This window comes from Atopobium sp. oral taxon 416, from assembly GCF_018128285.1.
Taxonomy (GTDB): domain Bacteria; phylum Actinomycetota; class Coriobacteriia; order Coriobacteriales; family Atopobiaceae; genus Olsenella_L.
In genome coordinates this window covers 2326158-2343286 of the sequence record NZ_CP072380.1, presented here as the reverse complement: position 1 = coordinate 2343286, position 17129 = coordinate 2326158, and the positions used below count along the sequence as shown (strand labels likewise).

Annotated in this window: 16 protein-coding genes; 12 read left to right on the top strand and 4 right to left on the bottom strand. The window is 55.9% G+C overall.

Annotated elements, in window-relative coordinates; all coding sequences use genetic code 11:
• Nucleotides 1-48: 48 nt before the first annotated feature.
• The 8 genes from J4859_RS12240 (at nucleotide 49) to J4859_RS12205 (ending at nucleotide 6706) form a co-directional block, all read left to right on the top strand.
• The gene (locus J4859_RS12240) at nucleotides 49-1116 is read left to right on the top strand and encodes a hypothetical protein (protein ID WP_212330151.1); all 1068 of its coding nucleotides are present in this window, start codon (nucleotides 49-51) and stop codon (nucleotides 1114-1116) included.
• A gap of 38 nt (nucleotides 1117-1154) precedes the next feature.
• Nucleotides 1155-1772 carry a flavodoxin family protein gene (locus J4859_RS12235; protein ID WP_212330149.1) on the top strand — a complete coding sequence of 206 codons (618 nt, stop codon included), beginning with the start codon at nucleotides 1155-1157 and terminating at the stop codon, nucleotides 1770-1772.
• Nucleotides 1773-1969: 197 nt separating this feature from the next.
• Nucleotides 1970-3019 (top strand): inorganic phosphate transporter, encoded by a 1050-nt coding sequence (locus tag J4859_RS12230; protein WP_212330147.1) that lies wholly within the window; start codon nucleotides 1970-1972, stop codon nucleotides 3017-3019.
• Nucleotides 3020-3055: 36 nt separating this feature from the next.
• Nucleotides 3056-3688 carry a DUF47 domain-containing protein gene (locus tag J4859_RS12225; RefSeq protein ID WP_212330145.1) on the top strand — a complete coding sequence of 211 codons (633 nt, stop codon included), beginning with the start codon at nucleotides 3056-3058 and terminating at the stop codon, nucleotides 3686-3688.
• Between the two features lie 488 nt (nucleotides 3689-4176).
• Nucleotides 4177-4527 carry a transposase family protein gene (locus J4859_RS12220; RefSeq protein ID WP_212330143.1) on the top strand — a complete coding sequence of 117 codons (351 nt, stop codon included), beginning with the start codon at nucleotides 4177-4179 and terminating at the stop codon, nucleotides 4525-4527.
• Nucleotides 4528-4782: 255 nt separating this feature from the next.
• The gene (locus J4859_RS12215; RefSeq protein ID WP_212330141.1) at nucleotides 4783-5022 is read left to right on the top strand and encodes a transposase; all 240 of its coding nucleotides are present in this window, start codon (nucleotides 4783-4785) and stop codon (nucleotides 5020-5022) included.
• Nucleotides 4991-5446: a transposase gene (locus tag J4859_RS12210; RefSeq protein WP_212330138.1), complete on the top strand. Its 456-nt coding sequence runs from the start codon at nucleotides 4991-4993 to the stop codon at nucleotides 5444-5446. The genes J4859_RS12215 and J4859_RS12210 overlap by 32 nt, the downstream gene beginning before the upstream one ends.
• 252 nt (nucleotides 5447-5698) lie before the next feature.
• Nucleotides 5699-6706, top strand: a complete 1008-nt coding sequence (locus J4859_RS12205; RefSeq protein ID WP_212330136.1) for an L-lactate dehydrogenase — start codon at nucleotides 5699-5701, stop codon at nucleotides 6704-6706.
• A 7-nt stretch (nucleotides 6707-6713) separates the two neighbouring features.
• Here the strand turns inward: J4859_RS12205 and J4859_RS12200 are convergent, their stop codons facing one another.
• Both J4859_RS12200 and J4859_RS12195 read right to left on the bottom strand, forming a co-directional pair.
• Nucleotides 6714-7649, bottom strand: coding sequence for a DMT family transporter (locus J4859_RS12200; protein WP_212330134.1), 936 nt, complete (start codon nucleotides 7647-7649; stop codon nucleotides 6714-6716).
• A gap of 3 nt (nucleotides 7650-7652) precedes the next feature.
• A complete protein-coding gene (locus J4859_RS12195; protein ID WP_212330132.1) occupies nucleotides 7653-8702 on the bottom strand; it encodes a low specificity L-threonine aldolase in 1050 nt (349 codons plus the stop codon).
• Between the two features lie 227 nt (nucleotides 8703-8929).
• Here J4859_RS12195 and J4859_RS12190 point away from each other — a divergent pair, with 227 nt between their 5' ends.
• Both J4859_RS12190 and hisS read left to right on the top strand, forming a co-directional pair.
• A complete protein-coding gene (locus tag J4859_RS12190) occupies nucleotides 8930-9964 on the top strand; it encodes a branched-chain amino acid aminotransferase (protein WP_212330130.1) in 1035 nt (344 codons plus the stop codon).
• A gap of 194 nt (nucleotides 9965-10158) precedes the next feature.
• Nucleotides 10159-11472, top strand: a complete 1314-nt coding sequence (gene hisS, locus J4859_RS12185) for a histidine--tRNA ligase (RefSeq protein WP_212330128.1) — start codon at nucleotides 10159-10161, stop codon at nucleotides 11470-11472.
• A gap of 1246 nt (nucleotides 11473-12718) precedes the next feature.
• Here the strand turns inward: hisS and J4859_RS12180 are convergent.
• Entirely contained in the window at nucleotides 12719-13438 is a 720-nt protein-coding gene (locus J4859_RS12180; RefSeq protein ID WP_212330126.1) for a GntR family transcriptional regulator, read from the bottom strand.
• Nucleotides 13439-13576: 138 nt separating this feature from the next.
• Between J4859_RS12180 and J4859_RS12175 the strand changes: the two genes are divergently transcribed.
• Nucleotides 13577-14608, top strand: a complete 1032-nt coding sequence (locus J4859_RS12175) for a sugar kinase (protein ID WP_212330124.1) — start codon at nucleotides 13577-13579, stop codon at nucleotides 14606-14608.
• A gap of 44 nt (nucleotides 14609-14652) precedes the next feature.
• The gene (locus J4859_RS12170) at nucleotides 14653-15300 is read left to right on the top strand and encodes a bifunctional 4-hydroxy-2-oxoglutarate aldolase/2-dehydro-3-deoxy-phosphogluconate aldolase (RefSeq protein WP_249113643.1); all 648 of its coding nucleotides are present in this window, start codon (nucleotides 14653-14655) and stop codon (nucleotides 15298-15300) included.
• Nucleotides 15301-15566: 266 nt separating this feature from the next.
• Here J4859_RS12170 and J4859_RS12165 read toward each other — a convergent pair whose 3' ends face one another.
• On the bottom strand, nucleotides 15567-16844 hold the full coding sequence (locus tag J4859_RS12165; RefSeq protein ID WP_212330121.1) for an ISL3 family transposase: 1278 nt from the start codon (nucleotides 16842-16844) through the stop codon (nucleotides 15567-15569).
• Nucleotides 16845-17129: the final 285 nt, after the last annotated feature.

Here is a 17129-nt window from a genome sequence, read left to right as displayed (position 1 = left end):
CTAGGCTAGAGAGCCACAACTTCTTAAAGAGTAGATGAGGTAGCAGGTATGGCTGATGCACAGAACAACACGCGTTCGCTGTCCGGGATCCGCCCCCACAGTGCAGCTGAGATACGACTGAGAACCCAGGCGCTTGAGATACAGCACGCGATGAAACAGCGGGAGAAAGAGCGTGAGAAGGAGGACCAGCGGCTCGACACCGCGATCAATGCCTCCGATGTACGGAGCAAAAAGATCATCGAGGAGCTCGAGGACCTCAGCCACGACCTCTATGACCAGTATGATCAGGCACTCGCCGCGTTCATCAATGAAAACTACGATCAGGCGATCAAAACCGTTCAGGCGATGTTCGATATGATGAAAGACGACGGCGGCAACGATCTCGAGAAGCAAGTCAACAAGCGGGGTGGCCGTGTCTACGACTTCTCGGATCCGGTTGATGAGCAGTTCGCTCAGCTGCTTGACCCTAAATTCAAGGTTGCTTCGTTCTCTTTTGCTCCTCGCTATGGCCCGCTGTTCCTGCAGTCGCAGGCATATCAGCAAAAAGATGAGATGGACAAGGCCCTCAAGACGATCGATGAAGCGATCACCTGGGATCCCTATGACGGGGATACCTTGGTTTCCCGCGCGGGCATGCTGATCGATATGGACCGTGAGCGTGAGGGGGCCCAGGCGCTCGAGGAGAGCTATGCTTTCCTCACAACGCCCACTGCCTTGGGCCACTATCACTTCTTCCGCGGCACCTACCTGATCCACAAGGGCAACACGCCGTTCGGTGCAGCGCACCTAGTCTTAGAGCGTGACTTTGTCGACGACGAGGTAACTTCGAGTGGGGATCGTCTCCTCTATGGGCTCGATCACATCTTTAACCGCCCGGGGCAATTCTCGTCGATGGAGTCAAAAGAGGCACGCCGTAAGCTCCGCCGGGCGAAGGAGCATGTGGAACCCGCACACTTGGCAAAGCGTGCGTTGATCCAAGCGCTGAGAGAGATGGTGGAGGCGCAGGATCAGGAGATGATTGACGACCTCACAGAGCGCTATCAGGCACTGTTCACCGGTGAGAAGGACAAGAAAGAATTGGGGAACGTCCTTGCCGGTAGATTGGACAATGCGTAAAGTTTTATTTAGGTTACTGCAAAAGGGAGAGGAACATCATGAAGGTATTGCTGTTGAACGGAAGCCCGAGGCTTCATGGGAATACGAGTGTGGCGCTCGAGCGGATGGAGGATGTCTTTGCCGAGGAGGGCATCGAATCAGAAGAGGTCCGCGTCGGCACCAAGGATGTCCGCGGCTGCATCGCCTGCCATCGCTGCACTGAGCTTGGCAAGTGCATCTTCGACGATATTGTCAACGAGATCGCCCCGAAGTTTGAGGAGTCAGCCGGCCTTGTCGTTGCAAGCCCGGTCTACTATGCCTCAGCGAATGCGACCCTAGAAGCCTTGCTGCAGCGCCTGTTCTACAGTATTCACTTCGATCCCTCGATGAAGGTCGGGGCAGCTGTCGCGGTGGCACGCCGTGCGGGCACCGTCTCCACTTTTGGTCAGCTGAACAAGTTCTTCTCGATCAGCAGCATGCCGATCGCGACGAGCACCTACTGGAACGATCTCTTCGGTTCTGCACCCGGTGAGGTGCAGCAGGACACCGAGGGCATCGGTGTCGTGTGCAATCTGGCACACAACATGGCGTTTCTGATGAAGTCAATCGAGCTCGGAACAAAAGAATTCGGCGCACCGAAGCATGAGTGCTATGACCGCCGCAACTTCATTGCATAAAGAGTTACTTTAAAATCTGATTTAAGGGGCACCTCAAATGGGATGTCCCTTTTCATGTGAGGGCGGCGTATCGCCGCCCTCCATCAGAAATCCTTGATTTTCCTGCGCTTTTGGCTGTGGATATCCTGGATATATCCCGTACAATGGTTGGGTGGTTGGATAATTCGTGCGGGTAGGACCTTCCCTCAGGAGGAACCTTGATAAGCTTCTCTCAGTTTTTGGACATGGTAGCGACCAACCCATTTCTCGCTATTGTTATCGTCCTAATTCTCGCTACCATCTTCGTCAATGGGGCAACGGACGCCGCGAATGCGATCGCGGAACCGGTGGGCACGCGCTCAATCGATGTGAACTCAGCCATCACGGTGTCGGTCGTCTGCAACTTCGTCGGGTTGGTGACGATGACGATGATCTCGACTGCCGTCGCGGATACGATGAGCAACATGGTGGATTTCGGCGGGGATAACCATGCCGCACTGATCGCGCTTGCTGCTGCCACCGTCGGTATTGTAGCCTGGGGCGTGGGCGCTTGGATCTTCGGTATCCCCACCTCTGAGAGCCATGCGCTGATCGCAGGTTTGACCGGCGGCGCTATCGCGGTCTCCGGTGGCATCGCCGGCGTCAATATGGGGGAGTGGGCCAAAGTAATCTACGGCCTGGTGCTCTCCACGGTGCTCGGCTATCTCGCAGGCTGGGTAATCGCAAAGATCATTCCGCTCTGCTGCCGACACGCGGACAGACGGAAAGCCAATGACTTCTTCGGCAAGATGCAGATCTTAGGCGCCGCAGGCGTGGCTTTGATGCACGGCGCGCAGGACGGGCAGAAATTCATGTCTACTGCTCTGCTCGCGATCGCGCTTTCCGCGGGCCGTTCGCTTGACTCGATGAGCGGCTTCCCGCTGTGGCTTGAGGTCCTCTGTGCCGGTACGATGGCGCTCGGCACCGCTGTGGGCGGCAAGCGCATCATTAAGAAGGTCGGTATGAAAATGGTACCCCTTGAGAAGTACCAGGGGTTTGCCGCTTCAATCTCCGCTACGGTCTCGCTTCTGGTCGCGACCTTGACTGGCCTTCCGGTCTCCACGACCCACACGAAGACCGCCGCAATCATGGGCGCGGGCGCCGCGAAGAATGTGCACTCAGTCGATTGGAACATCGCGAAAGAGATGGTCTATACCTGGATCTTCACGTTCCCCGGCTGCGGCATTATCGGATTTGTTTTGGCAAAACTCTTTTTGATTTGGTTCTAGTCATATCCTGTTTGGCACGCATAGGAAGGAGCACGCATGCCTCGCACTAAGAAAGAGGATCCGTTCTACACGATGCTCAAAGATTTCGCGACGCAGATCGAAGATGACGCTCAGCTCTACGAAAAACTGGTCGACGGCTACCCTGACACCAAGTATCTGATCCCAGAAATCAAATTGCGCGAGTCGCAGTGCGATCAGACGGTCCAAAACATTATGAAAGAGCTCTACGCCTCCTTCATCACCCCGATTGACCGTAACGATCTGATGGACTTGACGCTCAAAATGGACGATGTCCCGGACCATATCAAGGGGGTAACGATGCGGTTCGACCTCTTCAATGTCTCAGGCATGCACACTGAGGCGAAAGAGATGGCACACCTGACCGTGATCGCGGTCAAGCAGATGCACCGCATGATCGATGCGCTCCCAAACTACAAGAACGACCCGACCTGCATGGAACTCGCGACCTCGATCGACTCGATTGAGGACGAAGGGGACTCAGTGTACGAGTCCGGGCTGCGCAACCTCTTCCGTGAGGAGGATTCCCCGCACCGGCGCCCCGGGCATGTGGTGGCGTGGCTGAGACTCTTTGACCGTATGGAGCTGTGCCTCGATGCGGTGGATGAAGTAGCTGGAATCGTCCGTTCCGTCATAATGAAGAGCGCATAACTTTAGTAAGTTAACATGTTCGTCCGTTCTTGTTCTTTAAAATTTTCTAACAGTCTAGATACCGGGTGATAGTATACCTACGTCGAGCTGCGGAGGCTTGCATCGACCATCACCATATGGCGAACCACCCTTGCAGCTTCAGGTCACCTATCACGGGCTTGGTTGACCTGGAAGAGGTAGATCTACCAGTTGAGGTAGCTTTTGCATGTTGACCGTGGATATGCCTGTGAGGTGCCAGATCTACCCGTTATCTAGACTGTTAGGAAAAGGGTTCAATCCTAAAAGCTGTGGGCAGATGCCCGTGACTTGATGCTCAAAGAGACAGAAATGCGGCCATCCTCTAGAATCTTGCATCGCAACATGTAGACTCCGAACAAGGATGGAGCGCGCTGACAAGTATAGCGTCCACGGCAGCCCAGCTGTCCGCCATTTCCCATACCGGAGAAGACTCTGTCTTCTTCTGGATCCCCTCCCATCTCGAGGGCTTCGTGCAGACGGGAGAGCCCAGAGAGAGCGCACGCACCAAGGAGTTCGGCACGTCGACCAAAAGATGCAGGAAGGCGGTGCAGATCCTCACGGTCCCGGGCAGGCCGGCAGTGTCGGATGCACCATGCTGCCCCTGCTGCGGAAGGGCAATAGAGAAAAATGGGAAGGCCCCCATTGCGCTTCGGCACCTCCTCTGGGGATGGGAAGGGGCAAGGATAGGGATCTTGCGGCCAAGATGGGCATGCAGGGAGTGCGGGAATACCCTCACGGAAGAGGTGCCCTTCAGGGCCCCAGGCCAGCGCATCACGCTGTTGCTGCTCGCGTTCGTGTGTGACCTGCTTGCCCTGGGTTAGACCCTTAAGGCAGTGTCCCTCATGATAGGGCTCAACAGGAATGTGGTGAAAAAGATCGACCGCGCGAGGCTCTCTGGGCTCTATACGGAGAAGGGCGAGGACGGCGAGACCAGACTCCGGAAGCCGAAGCGGTAGGCACGCTATCTGGGCGCAGATACGTTCAAGCTGCACAACAGGCACAGATATGCCACCGTAGTCATAGACCTTAAGATGGGCCATGTGCTGTAGCTCGCTCATTCCAAGAAGAAGCAGGTCGTGCATGAATTCTGTGACTTTGTGCTCGCTGAGTGGATGTCCCATGTGGAGGCAATCGCCTGCGACATGAACGCCGACTTCGAGTGCGCATTCCTTAAGCGCCATCCGCATCTCTCGGTCGTCTACGACTGCTTCCATATCGTGAAGAACTTCAACGAGAAGGTGATCTGTAAGGTCAGGAAGGATAAGCAGGCAAGGCTCAGGGACGATGGAGACAGCGAGGCCGCGCGTGCCCCTTAAGCACTCCACATACATCCTCATATCCTGTGCGGACACCAGGAAGAGGAAGGAGCGCGGTGCATGCGCCGGCGAGGTCGTCTCAAGGGGCAGCGCCCTCTTCGGCAAGCAGGAGGCCCTGCAGAGGGGAGGCGCCAGAAAGCGCTACGAGGAGCTCATATCCCAAAACGAGCTGCCCTTCGCCTGCGACATCGTAGATGAGATGCTCACGCAGGCCTATTCGTGCACCGATGTGGATGCGATACGCGCTGCCATAGAGAGGATCGTGGACACGTGCCGTGGCACGAAAGACAGGTATCTCGCCAGGGTTTCCTGTCTCGCAGAAGGGCACAGGGGAGGGATCGTCGTGCACGCCAGGCACCAGATATCCTCGGGGAAGGTGGAAGGCACCAACCAGATGATCAAGACGCTCAGGAGGGCAGGCTAGGGATACCCTAACGACGAATACTTCTTCCTCAAGATATTCGATTGCCAGCAGGCGCTACTCGAAGGCAGCTGGGGCTGCTTCGTGATGGGTCTGCACACAGGTTTCAGGACTGAACTACAAATTTGACGTCTCTTTTCAATCCGCTGGGGGATCGATGTATAAACGCGTATACTGTGCATGCTAGAATCAATATATGGTAATTATTTCCAGCGTGTTACAGGTCTCGGCGGACCTGAAGTGAAAGGAATGGCAATGAGGACAAGGAAGGTTGTTATCATTGGTGCAGGGCATGTGGGCTCCCACTGTGCGCTCTGCCTGATGTTTGGCCATCTGGTCAACCAGATTGTATTGGTCGATGTCAATCGTGAGCGTGCCGAAGCAGAGGCAATGGATTTGAACGATTTGGCATCCGGCTTAGGCGATGGTTTTGAGATTCGTGCGGGCTCCTATGCTGATTGCAAGGACGCCCATTTTATTATCATGACCGCAGGTAAGGGGCGCCGTCCGGGCCAGTCCCGCCTCGATCTTCTGGGCGGTACCCTAAGAATTCTGGATGATATCGTCCCTGAGATCAAGAAGTCAGGGTTCCATGGTATCCTGATCTCCGTCTCCAACCCCTCCGATATCGTGACCGAGTACCTCTATCGCGGCCTCGATCTGCCGCGTGGCCACGTGTTTGGCACTGGCACTGCACTGGACTCCGCGCGTCTGCGCCGTGTCTTGGGCAAGGAGCTCAAGGTTGACGCCCGTCAGGTCGACGCAATCGTGATGGGCGAGCACGGTGACTCCTCCTTTATCCCGACTTCCCATATCTCGATCAACGGCATCCCGCTGCGTGAGTATATGAAGCTCGCCGGCAGAGGTAGAGAGGGTATCGACTTCACTGAGGTGAAGAAGAAGGTTCGCGAGGCCGGCAGCCGCATCATTGCGGGCAAGAACGTCACCGAGTTTGGTATCGCCTCCGTCGTCGTTGAGATTGTCACTTCAATCCTGCACAACGAACGCACGATCCTGCCGCTCTCCGTGCACCTGGACGGGGAGTACGGCGAGAAGGACCTCTCCATTGGCGTGCCCGCAATCTTAAGCGAGCAGGGCGTCGAAAAGGTCCTCGAGTACGATCTGAACAACAGCGAGATTCAGGCGTTCCACGCTTCCTGTGACGTCGTGCGCCAGAAGCTCGACGCTGCAACACCGCTGACTTCAGTGTTCCAGCGTGGCAAAGATATCGCTGACAACATCAGCCAGAACATTCGGCGCTAACTGAGTATCAGCTTGTCTGTTTGGGGCTGCGGTTGACGATTATGATACCGAGGCTGATGAGAATCAGCGCGATCACGGTATTGACGCCGACCTCAGCCCCTTCTGCTCCCAGCGTGAGAAGTGAGATGAGCACTCCGAAGATCGGGATGAAGAATTGATACGGCGCGATACGGGAGATATCGTTGTCACGCAGCAGTAAACTCCAGATTGAAAAGGCCGCCGCTGATACAAAGACGAGCCAGGCGAGTATCCCCGCGGCAGCCCAGGAGTTGAGCGTGAAGGCTCCTCCGAGGAGCAAGCCGGTGAGGACTAGGCCGATCCCGCCCAGCACAAACTGCCAGCCGGTGAGCTGAATAGGATTCAAGTGCTGCGACTTCTGCCGCATCAACGCTGTTGCCATCGTCGAGCAGATGGTGCCGGACAACATGAGGGCTTCACCCCAGCCGAACTGGGTTGAGGCACCGATCTCCATTGAGATGATCAAGCCAAGAAAACCGAGCACACCGCCGAGGACTTTGCGCGCAGTCATTTTTTCCAACCTAAAGACAAAACAAGAGAACAAAGGCATCGCGAAGACACCGACGCCCTGGATGAGGGAACCGGTGACTCCAGTCGCATGCGCGAGGCCGATGTAGTAGAGCACGTACTGCCCATAGGTCTGAAAGGCTCCGAGCTCTAAGGCATTGAGGATAAAGTGGGAGCCTAGACGTGGGGCGTGGGTGTGCGCTTGAAAGACGATCAGTACTGCGAGACCCGCAAAGAAGAAACGGCTGCCCGCGAAGATGAGCTGTGAGCCCACATCGGAGGAGCTGATCGCGAAGAGCTGATAGCCCAGCCTGACCCCGGGGACCGCAGAGCCCCACAGGGCACAGCACAGGGTCGCAAGTGTCGCGACGGCAAGTGTGTTTGTCAGGGGTTTACGTTGAGACGATATGGTGGCCATAGGTCACGCAATCACCTGCTTCGCAAAGGTCAGTACCTCATCTACATTCGATTCGGTGGTTGCCCAGCTGGTCACAAACCGGATGACCTGTCTGCCGCCCTTCAGGGTGTAGAAGGTCTCACAGCCACAGGCTTCTGCGGACGCTTCGGCTTGTTTCGACGTCACGACAAAGAACTGCTGGTTGAAGTTGGAGTCACCGTAGGGCTTGTAACCTTCTTCGATCAGGCTTTCACGCATTTTTATGGCGCAGTCATTTGCCTGGCAGGTATAGGGGAACCAGAGCGGCTCGGTATCTTCGGGCATAAACGTGCGCTCAAACTGCACACCGAGTAGTCTTCCCTTTGCCAGAAATTTGTCCCGCTCCTTGATCAGGTAGGGGAAGGCTTCTTTAAGCTTAGGGTCGTTAATTACTAAAGCCTCACCGCAGAGCATCCCGTTTTTGGTGCCACCTAGGTAGAAGGCGGTGCAGCGCTTGGCGATATGGGGAAGAGTGAGGTCATTGGAAGGTGCGGCCGACGCGCTCGCCAAACGTGCCTCATCGAGGAAGACTGGCAGCTGATGCTCGTCGGCCCAGTCACAGATTGCGTCAAAACGCTGCTTGGTCCAGACGCCGCCGAGCTCGGTGGTGTTGATGATATAGACCGCGCCGGGTTTGGCCATGCGCTGATCGGTCGAAGTTTGGAAGTGAGAGACCCGCTCTGCTTCCTCGGGGCTCAGGAATCCGTCTTTGTCGTGGGTGGGAAGGACGGTTCTGCCTACCGCGACGAGTGCTCCGGTTTCGTGGACAGCGATGTGGACATCCGGGGTGCAGATGATGCCTTCCCAATCTTTGAGAAGGCCGTTTAGAGCTACGATATTGGTGGAAGTGCCGCCGATGCGGAACTCCACGTCTGCGGTGGGATCCTCGCAGGCCTCACGGATCAACTTACGGACCTCTTCACAGTGAGGGTCGCCCTCGGTGTAGCCAATACGCTGCTCGAAGTTAGCCGCGCACAGTGCCACCAGGATCTCCGAAGCAGCGTCCTCTGAATAGTCGTTTTGAAACATTCTCATGCTGTATGCTTCCTTTTTTATCACGATCAATCCTACTGCGTAAGCCTGGACATCAGGAGAATTACAGAAGTTAGAGAAGAGATTGGGCTCTCAGCGACGTAACGACTGCGTAGCAAGGATGTTTCAAGCCTGTAGCGATCTTCATTCATTTGGTTCATGCGGTGTACAATCACAGGCAATTAACCTGTTGTTGAAGTGGCTGCGTGATATGCAGGAAGGAGCACGTCATGGTTCAAAAGAAAGATATCGACTGGGGCAGCCTGACATTCTCGTACCAGCCAACTGACTACAGCTACGTCTCCAATTACAAGGACGGCGCATGGGACGAAGGCGGTCTGACCAAAGATCACTCTGTCACGATTTCCGAGTGCTCCGGTATTCTACACTACTGCCAGGAAGTCTTTGAGGGTCTCAAGGCCTACACCACCAAAGACGGCCGCATCGTGGTCTTCCGCCCAGATCAGAACGCCGCGCGTATGTATGACTCCGCAAAGCGGCTGGTGATGCCGTCATTCCCAAAAGAGCGCTTTGTCGACGCGGTCGAGCAGGTCGTGAAAGCTAACGCTGCCTGGGTTCCACCCTACGGTACCGGCGCAACCCTGTATATCCGTCCGTTAATGTTCGCGACCGGGATCGTAATCGGTGTTGCGCCGGCGGATGAATATCAGTTCCGTATCCTGGTCACCCCGGTCGGGGCCTACTACAAGGGTGGTGTCAAGCCGGTCAAGGTCCGCGTCTCCGAGTATGACCGTGCGGCACCGCATGGCACCGGTAACATTAAAGCTGGCCTCAACTACGCAATGTCCATGCTGCCGTCCACGATCGCCCACAAAGAGGGCTATGCGGACAACATGTATCTGGATTCCCAATCCAGGGCCTATGTCGAGGAGTCCGGTGGTGCCAACTTCCTGTTCGTTGATAAGGACGGAGCGCTCGTTGTCCCAAAGAGCGCAACCGACTCAATCCTGCCCTCCATCACCCGTCGCTCGCTCGTCGATGTGGCCAAGGGCTATCTGAACATGGACGTCGTGCAGCGTGAGGTCCGCTTCGACGAGATCGACCAGTTCGCTGAGTGCGGTATGTGTGGCACTGCGGCGGTCATTTCCCCGGTCGGTGAGATCGATGCCGGCGACAGAAAGATCGTCTACGGTATGGATCACGTCGGTCCGGTCATGAAGAAGCTGCGTGAGACCCTGACGGGCATCCAGTCCGGCGAGATTCAGGACAAGTATGGCTGGGTCCAGGAGATCAACGTTGCCTAGTCCTTCTCTATAATAGTGAGGTCATCCTTCGCACCTCCCATTTGTTTCACAACAAATGGGAGGTGTCGTGTTTTTCTGAAGAGGACTGCATGAAGGTATACTTAACCAGGCATGTCGAGGGAGGCCTTGCTGAAAAGGTTTGTGGCCCGACGGGAGACGCGCAAGTGCTCAAGTGCGCGTGAGGAGGAAGTACTTTGGCACAACGTATACAGGGAACTGAGGATCTTTACGGCCGCTACATGCGTGCCTGGGAATATATGTGCGACACAGCCCGGGATCTCTTCGGCTCCTATGGCTTTGACAGAATTGAGACCCCGGCTCTTGAGCAGGTAGCTACCTTTGTCCACGGGATCGGCGAGTCGACCGATGTGGTGCGCAAAGAGATGTTCCGTGTCTTTTCCGGGGCGCTCTTGGATCGCTTGCTCGCATCCGGCGATGAGAAGAGCCTGAAACCGAAGCAGCGGATGGCCATGAGGCCGGAGGGGACCGCCGGCGTCGTACGCGCCGCTGTCGAGCACAGTTTTGTGCCCCAGGGCGCCGCACCGGTCAAGCTCTGGTACGCCGAGGCGATGTTCCGCGGCGAGCGTCCGCAGAAGGGCCGCCTGCGTCAGTTTCACCAAGTCGGCGTTGAATGGCTGGGCACTGAGGATCCGGCAGCGGATGCCGAGTGCATCATCATGTTGATGGAATACTTCAAGTGTCTCGGCTTTGATCCCTCGACGTTGCGGTTGCGCATCAATTCGATGGGGGACGAGAAATGCCGTCCGGCCTACCGAGAGTCTGTTCGTCAGTTTATCTTCGATCATAAAGACGAGATGTGTGACGACTGCCTCGAGCGCGCCAACATCAACCCCTTAAGAAGCTTCGACTGCAAGAATGAACACTGTCAGCACGTTATGAAGTCTGCACCCCTCATTACTGACTACTTATGCGACGACTGCAAGCAGCACTATGCACAGGTAAAGTCCTATCTCGGCGCTGCCGGGATCGAATACGTTGAGGATCCGACGCTTGTGCGTGGCCTTGACTATTACACCCGTACAGTCTTCGAGATTGAAGTGAAGGACTCCGAGGTTGGCGCTATCGGCGGTGGTGGCCGCTACGACGGACTGATGCAGCTCGAAGGCGGCAAACAGACCCCGGGCATCGGCTTTGCGGTGGGCTTCGAGCGCATCTACCTGGCGCTGAAGGCACAGGGCAAGGACCTCGAGACTCCGGCACCGAGCTGCGTCTATGTTGCCGCAACCTCTCAGGATGAGCGTCGTGCCGCCTTTGACGTAACCCTCGCGTTGCGTCAGGCCGGCATCCGTACTGAGGCTGATTATCAGGGACGTTCCCTGAAGAGCCAGTTCAAGCAGGCTGATAAGCTCAATGCCCGTCTGTGCGTAGTACTGGGACCAGATGAGGTAAGTGCCCATCGGGCGACCATCCGTGACATGCAGAGCCACGAGCAGGTGCAGGTCCCCTTTGATGATTTAGCTCAGGAAGTTAAGAAGCGCCTGGCATAACAGCCAACATATAGGACTACATAGAAAAAGTTCTTCCTACCTTGCAGGAGTACCTTGAACACTCCTAATCAGGCTGTCTGATAGAGGCAATCTAGCTCTGATTTGAATAGTTCACCCGGTATGTGGTAGTCCAACATCTCTCTTGGCAACGAGCTACACCAGGCTTCGGCATGATGTCTTGAAAAGAGCAGGTGACACTGTGGTCCCCTTAAGGGATGAGTCTGCAGGCTACGCAGTTGTGCCGCTCAGTAGTTCCCTTGTTACAGGAAGTGTAGGGGGGTGGACACAGCAGATGAGTATCTCTGAGATGTCCTTTAGCTGTAAGAGTCTACAAACTCAGGAGCCCCTGTCAGCCGTGATGGTTTTGAAAGATAGCGTAGCGGTGCTTGCTGCAGTGGCCCTGTAGCTTTCTGAAAGCCTGTATGGTGCTTGGCAGCTGTTGTATCCAGGACAGGGATGGATGAGACACTCACGGCTCAAACACTCAGACAAGGTTAGGTGTGCCTTATCGCCTTTGGTCTTGTGGCTTAAGACCAAATCACTCCCCTTATGCCTAACCTCAGACGTGCACAACGTGTCTTTGGGGGCGCTTTTCAAGCTTGTGGCGAGCTCTTCTTTGTTCTGGTGGACAGGTGACCTGCACTTTTAAGCTTTTCAGGCAGGCTATAGTTGTGGATACCCAGCAAGCTTTGGTCAGTGTAGGTATAAAGTGTCCTTCTACACAAACTCCCCTGCAGCTCCTGAGCGGTTGCAGCACGCCTCAGGTGACCAGCCACCTTCGAAGAGGTAGCCCTCTACACAGTGTGTGAGCTAAGGCCTCTTCAGGAGATCTGTTCTGTGACAACAGCTCTTGCGTCTTTCCTTACAGATGCCCTGCCCTTGTTTGGCTCTGTGGCGCACTGCTTTAGCCGTGGCAGAGCTCGACCCTGCCATGTAGCTGATGGAGCATACAGGCTAACTGAGCTCTTAGGCAGATACTTCTCAGCAAAGCCATCCTTCTCAGGCAGCTCTGTAGTGTGGCACGCTCTTCAAATGTAGAGTTTCTGCTGCGCCTCAATGGTAGAATGTGGGCAGTCCATCTGTTACCTTAGATAGATCGTTGTCGTGTGGTGACTCGCATACTATCAGACAGGTTCAGCTGGACTTTTCCCCCTTAGGTGTTCAAGTTGAAAAGTATGTCTGATACCAATGGATATGGTTCTAGCTCCACATGAGGACTTGTGGGGCCTCACTCTTTTGCTCATTGCTAAGCCTGGGATTCCTCTAAGGCAAAGTACTGGGGGAAGACTTTGAGAACCTCCTCCTTTTCGTCGAGCATCACATGGAGATGGTGTTCGATGATGTAAGCCGCATTGAGTGGTTGGTGCGCTCGGAGTGCTTGATAGTAGTCCTGGTGCTCCTTAAGGATGCTCGTCCAGCCGACGCTTCTGGCTTTCACATGGAGCCACCGGAACCGGTTGAGGTCGACGCTTGTGCGGGTAAGCCAGTCCCATTCGGTTAATCTGCCGGCTGCCGCAAACACCGCTTGGTGCATCGCGTTATCTGCCTCAAGGAAGTTCCGTTGATCGTGTGCGATAAGCGACTGCTCCTGTGCCTGGATAGAGCCTGCCATCTCTTCCAGTTCAGAATCCGTGATCTGTGCAGCGGCATCTATTGCGACGGCGCGCTCGACCGTGATACGCAGGAAGTGGGCGCATTCGGCATTTTTAAGATTGATCAGGGAGACATAGCTTCCGCTCTTGGGCTTGGTCGTGACGAGCCCGTCCTGCTGCAGGCGCACGATCGCTTCTCGGACTGGCGTGCGGCCTAACCCCATCTGCTTGCGGATCTCCTTTGCGGAGAGGCGCTGCCCGGGCAGATAGGTGAATTCTACGATCCCGTCACGAAGCGTTTCATAGGCTTGCTCTTGTTGTTTTTCTGGTTGCTCGGTCTCTGTAGTTGCTGTCACTGTGTCTGTCGTACCCATAGCCCAAATCCGTTCGCAAAATATTTTCCATATTGATTCTAGCATACCTGTACTAAGTAAAACTAGCATGCTAGTGTTAGAGACAACGGGGAATACCAAACGTGTGGCTTCACGGACGCTACGGAAAGTGAGGGAGCTATGCTGGACGAGAATACCGAGGTTCTGACTTTTGGTGAGATCATGATGAGACTGTCACCGCCGAACAATTTGCGTCTGGAGCAGGCCCAAAGTTTCGACGTGCACTATGGGGGAGCAGAAGCCAATGTCGCCCTCTCACTAGCATACCAGGGAGACAATGCAGCCTATGTCTCAGTTGTTCCGTGCAACCGTATTGGCGCGTGCGCACTGAGAAGCCTCGTTATGTATGGGGTCGACACCTCCCGCGTTGTGCGCGAGGGGGACAGGCTCGGAACCTATTACTTTGAGGTCGGTGCCTCCGAGCGTGCGAGTAGCTGCGTCTACGACCGTAAGTACTCTGCCTTCAATCTGGCATCCCACACTGTCTTTGATTGGGACACAATTCTCGAAGGCGTCGAGGCTTTCTATGTGAGCGGCGTGACGCCGGCGGTCTCCGATGAGATGATCATCGCGGTCAAAGAGGCATTGGAAGCTTGTCACAAGAAGGGTATCACCACGATCTGCGACCTCAACTACCGCAAGCTGTGGTCTCCTGAGAAGGCGCAGAAGACGATGAAGGAATATCTGCCGCTGATCGATATCTGCATCGCAAACGACGAGGATGCTCCCGCCTGCTTGGACATCAGCTATGGCTCAGGCTCGCTCGAGACCGGCATCGAAGAGAAGGATGAATACGTCCATATCGCGCAGGATATCGCCTCACAGTATGGCTGCAAGCTGGTTGCCTCAGTGATCCGTGATATCCACTCCGTGGAGGATTCCTCCTGGATGGGCATGGTGTACAGCGAGGGGAAGGCACACTTCTCCCCGGTCCACAGAGAGCACGTGCTCGAAGGTGTCGCCTCAGGTGACGCGTTTGCCGCAGGGCTGATCCACGCGCTGCTGCATCACTACGATCTGGACCATGCCGCTGCCTATGCAATCGCAGCCTCGATCCTGAAGCTGACCATTCACGGTGACTCCAATCTCGTGACTTCAGATGAGATTGAAAGTGTCGCTCAAAAAGATTCAGGCCTGCGGGTTAACCGCTAGTCATACATACGCTTGATACACCACTGAAGAAGGAGAACCACACTATGTCTTATATGGATCAGTTCTACGGGCAGGTTGAGCGCGTCGGCGTCGTACCGGTTGTCGTCCTCGACGATGTGAAGGGTGCAGATCCCCTGGCGCATGCCCTGGTAGAGGGCGGACTCCCTATGGCAGAGGTCACCTTCCGCACGCCTGAGGCGGCTGACGTGATTCACACGATGGCAGAGAAGGATCCTGACATTATGGTTGGCGCCGGTACCGTTCTGACCGTCGATCAGTGCAAGCGTGCGGTCGATGCTGGCGCAAAGTTTATCGTCTCTCCGGGTCACACGATGGAGGTTGTTGACTACTGCCTTGAGCATGAGATCCCGCAGATCCCGGCAGGTGTGACGCCGACTGAGGTCACTGTGCTTGTGAACAAGGGCCTCGAGGTCACCAAGTTCTTCCCGGCGGGCCAATTTGGCGGCCTCGCAACGATCGATGCGCTCGCATCTGTCTTTGTCGGCCACAGATTTATGCCGACCGGTGGTGTCAATGCGAGCAACCTGAAGGAGTACCTGAGCGATCCTGCTATCATCGCCGCAGGCGGTACGTGGATGGTGAAACCGAAGATGGTCCACGCAGGAGACTTCGATCAGATCTTCAAGCTCACCAGAGAAGCTGCTCAGATCGTCCGTGAGATCAAAGACTAACCGTATCGTTGCTGAAAACTTGTATGTCTCATTTTTCCTCAGTGGAAGGTAGGGCATTTTTGTTGCGCATGGATCTCTCCAAAACTGAGAATCGACCTGCATTTTGAGGGCAGCAATAGTGTCGCACCCATCTGAGATCATAACGCTAGCATTTAAGTTCTTGGTTCAGTCCTGAAACCTGTGTGCGGGCCTATCATGCCGCAGCCCCGGAAGGCTTCGAATAGCGCCTGCTCGCATCGAATATCTTGAGGAAGAAGTACTCGTCGTTAGGGTATCCCTAGCCTGCCCCCCCTGAGCGTCTTGATCATCTGGTTGGTGCCTTCGACCTTGCCGCTGCTGATATGGTGCCTGGCATGCGCGACGATGCCGTCCATGTGGCTCTCCACGAGCCTGGCGAACCACCCGAAGTGCCTGTCTTTCGTGCCGCGGCAGACCTCGACGACCCTCTCCATGGCATCGCGCATGCGCTTCTCCTGCCGATAGCCGTAGGCCCTGCTGAGCATCTCACCCGCGATGTCGCAGGCGGCAAGCAGCTCGTTCTGCGAGATCAGCTCCTTGTAGCGCTCCCTGGCCCCTCCCTTCTGCAGAGCCTCCTCCTTGCCGAAGAGGGCGTTTCCCCTTGATACCACCTTGCCGGCGTGTGCATCGCGCTCCTTCCTCTTCCTTGTGTCCGCACCAGACATGAGGATGTATGTGGAGTGCTTGAGGGCACGCACGGCCTCGGCGTTGCTCTCCTCCTTAAGCCTTGCCTGCTTATCCTTCCTGACCTTACAGATGACCTTCTCGTTGAAGTTCTTGATGAGGTGGAAGTAGTCGTAGACGATGTCCAGATGCGGATGGCGCTTAAGGAAGGCGCGCCCGAAGCCTGCGTTCATGTCGCAGGCGATTGCCTCCACATACAACATCCACTCGGCGAGCACGAAGTCGCAGAAGTCATACACGACCTGCTTCCTCTTCGTATAGGCGAGCCAGAGCACGTGACCGGTCTTAAGGTCTATGATCACGGTGGCCCAGCGGCGGGCATTGTGCAGCTTGAACTCGTCTGCGCCCAGATAGCGGGCCTGGCGCTTGGGCTTCCTGAGCTTCAGCCTGCTGCCTTCGCCTTCCGTGTAGAGCGCAGAGAGCCTCGCGCGCTCGATCTTTTTCACGACGTTCCTGTTAAGGCCTGCCGTGAGCGATACCGCCTTGAGCGTCTGGCCCAGGGCAAGCAGGTCACACACGAACGTGAGCAGCGGCAGCGTGATGCGCTGCCCTGGCGCCCTGAAGGGCACCTCTTCCATGAGGGTGCTCCCGCATTCCCTGCATGCCCATCTTGGCCGCAAGACCTCGACCCTTGCCCTCTCCATGCCCAAAGGGAGGTGCCGAAGCGCAATGGGGACCTGCCCGTTGCCCTCCATGGCCTTTCCGCAGCAGGGGCATGAGGGGGCTTCCCTGGCAGCCAGCCTGCCTGGGACCGTGAGGATCTGCACCGGCCTGCTGCATCGTCTGGCCGAGGTGCCGAACTCCTCGGTGCGCACGCTCTCCTTAGGCACGCCTGTCTGCATGAATCCGTCCAGATGGGAGGGAATGCGGGGGAAGCCGGGAGCGGCAATATCGTCGGCATGGGAAACGGCGGACAGCTGGGCTGCCGGCGATGCTACACTTGTCAGCGCGCTCCATCCTTCTTCGGAGTCTACATGTTGCGGTGTAAGATTCTAGAGGATGGCCGCTCTTCTGTCTCTGAGGGCACTACGCCGCTGGCATTCGCCCACAGCTTTTAGGATTGAACCAATTTCTTTAGGTAAGCGATGCAACTGCATGTGGTTGCGTCGTATCGATGGGAAAGGACA

Excerpts from the sequence above, each read along its gene's own strand:
- J4859_RS12205 (WP_212330136.1), top strand. The coding sequence starts at position 5,699 with ATGAGGACAAGGAAGGTTGTTATCATTGGTGCAGGGCATGTGGGCTCC.
- J4859_RS12195 (WP_212330132.1), bottom strand. The coding sequence starts at position 8,702 with ATGAGAATGTTTCAAAACGACTATTCAGAGGACGCTGCTTCGGAGATC.
- J4859_RS12190 (WP_212330130.1), top strand. The coding sequence starts at position 8,930 with ATGGTTCAAAAGAAAGATATCGACTGGGGCAGCCTGACATTCTCGTAC.
- J4859_RS12240 (WP_212330151.1), top strand. The coding sequence starts at position 49 with ATGGCTGATGCACAGAACAACACGCGTTCGCTGTCCGGGATCCGCCCC.
- J4859_RS12210 (WP_212330138.1), top strand. The coding sequence starts at position 4,991 with ATGGAGACAGCGAGGCCGCGCGTGCCCCTTAAGCACTCCACATACATC.
- J4859_RS12175 (WP_212330124.1), top strand. The coding sequence starts at position 13,577 with ATGCTGGACGAGAATACCGAGGTTCTGACTTTTGGTGAGATCATGATG.
- J4859_RS12180 (WP_212330126.1), bottom strand. The coding sequence starts at position 13,438 with ATGGGTACGACAGACACAGTGACAGCAACTACAGAGACCGAGCAACCA.
- J4859_RS12165 (WP_212330121.1), bottom strand. The coding sequence starts at position 16,844 with ATGCAGACAGGCGTGCCTAAGGAGAGCGTGCGCACCGAGGAGTTCGGC.
- J4859_RS12225 (WP_212330145.1), top strand. The coding sequence starts at position 3,056 with ATGCCTCGCACTAAGAAAGAGGATCCGTTCTACACGATGCTCAAAGAT.
- J4859_RS12170 (WP_249113643.1), top strand. The coding sequence starts at position 14,653 with ATGTCTTATATGGATCAGTTCTACGGGCAGGTTGAGCGCGTCGGCGTC.
- J4859_RS12200 (WP_212330134.1), bottom strand. The coding sequence starts at position 7,649 with ATGGCCACCATATCGTCTCAACGTAAACCCCTGACAAACACACTTGCC.
- J4859_RS12235 (WP_212330149.1), top strand. The coding sequence starts at position 1,155 with ATGAAGGTATTGCTGTTGAACGGAAGCCCGAGGCTTCATGGGAATACG.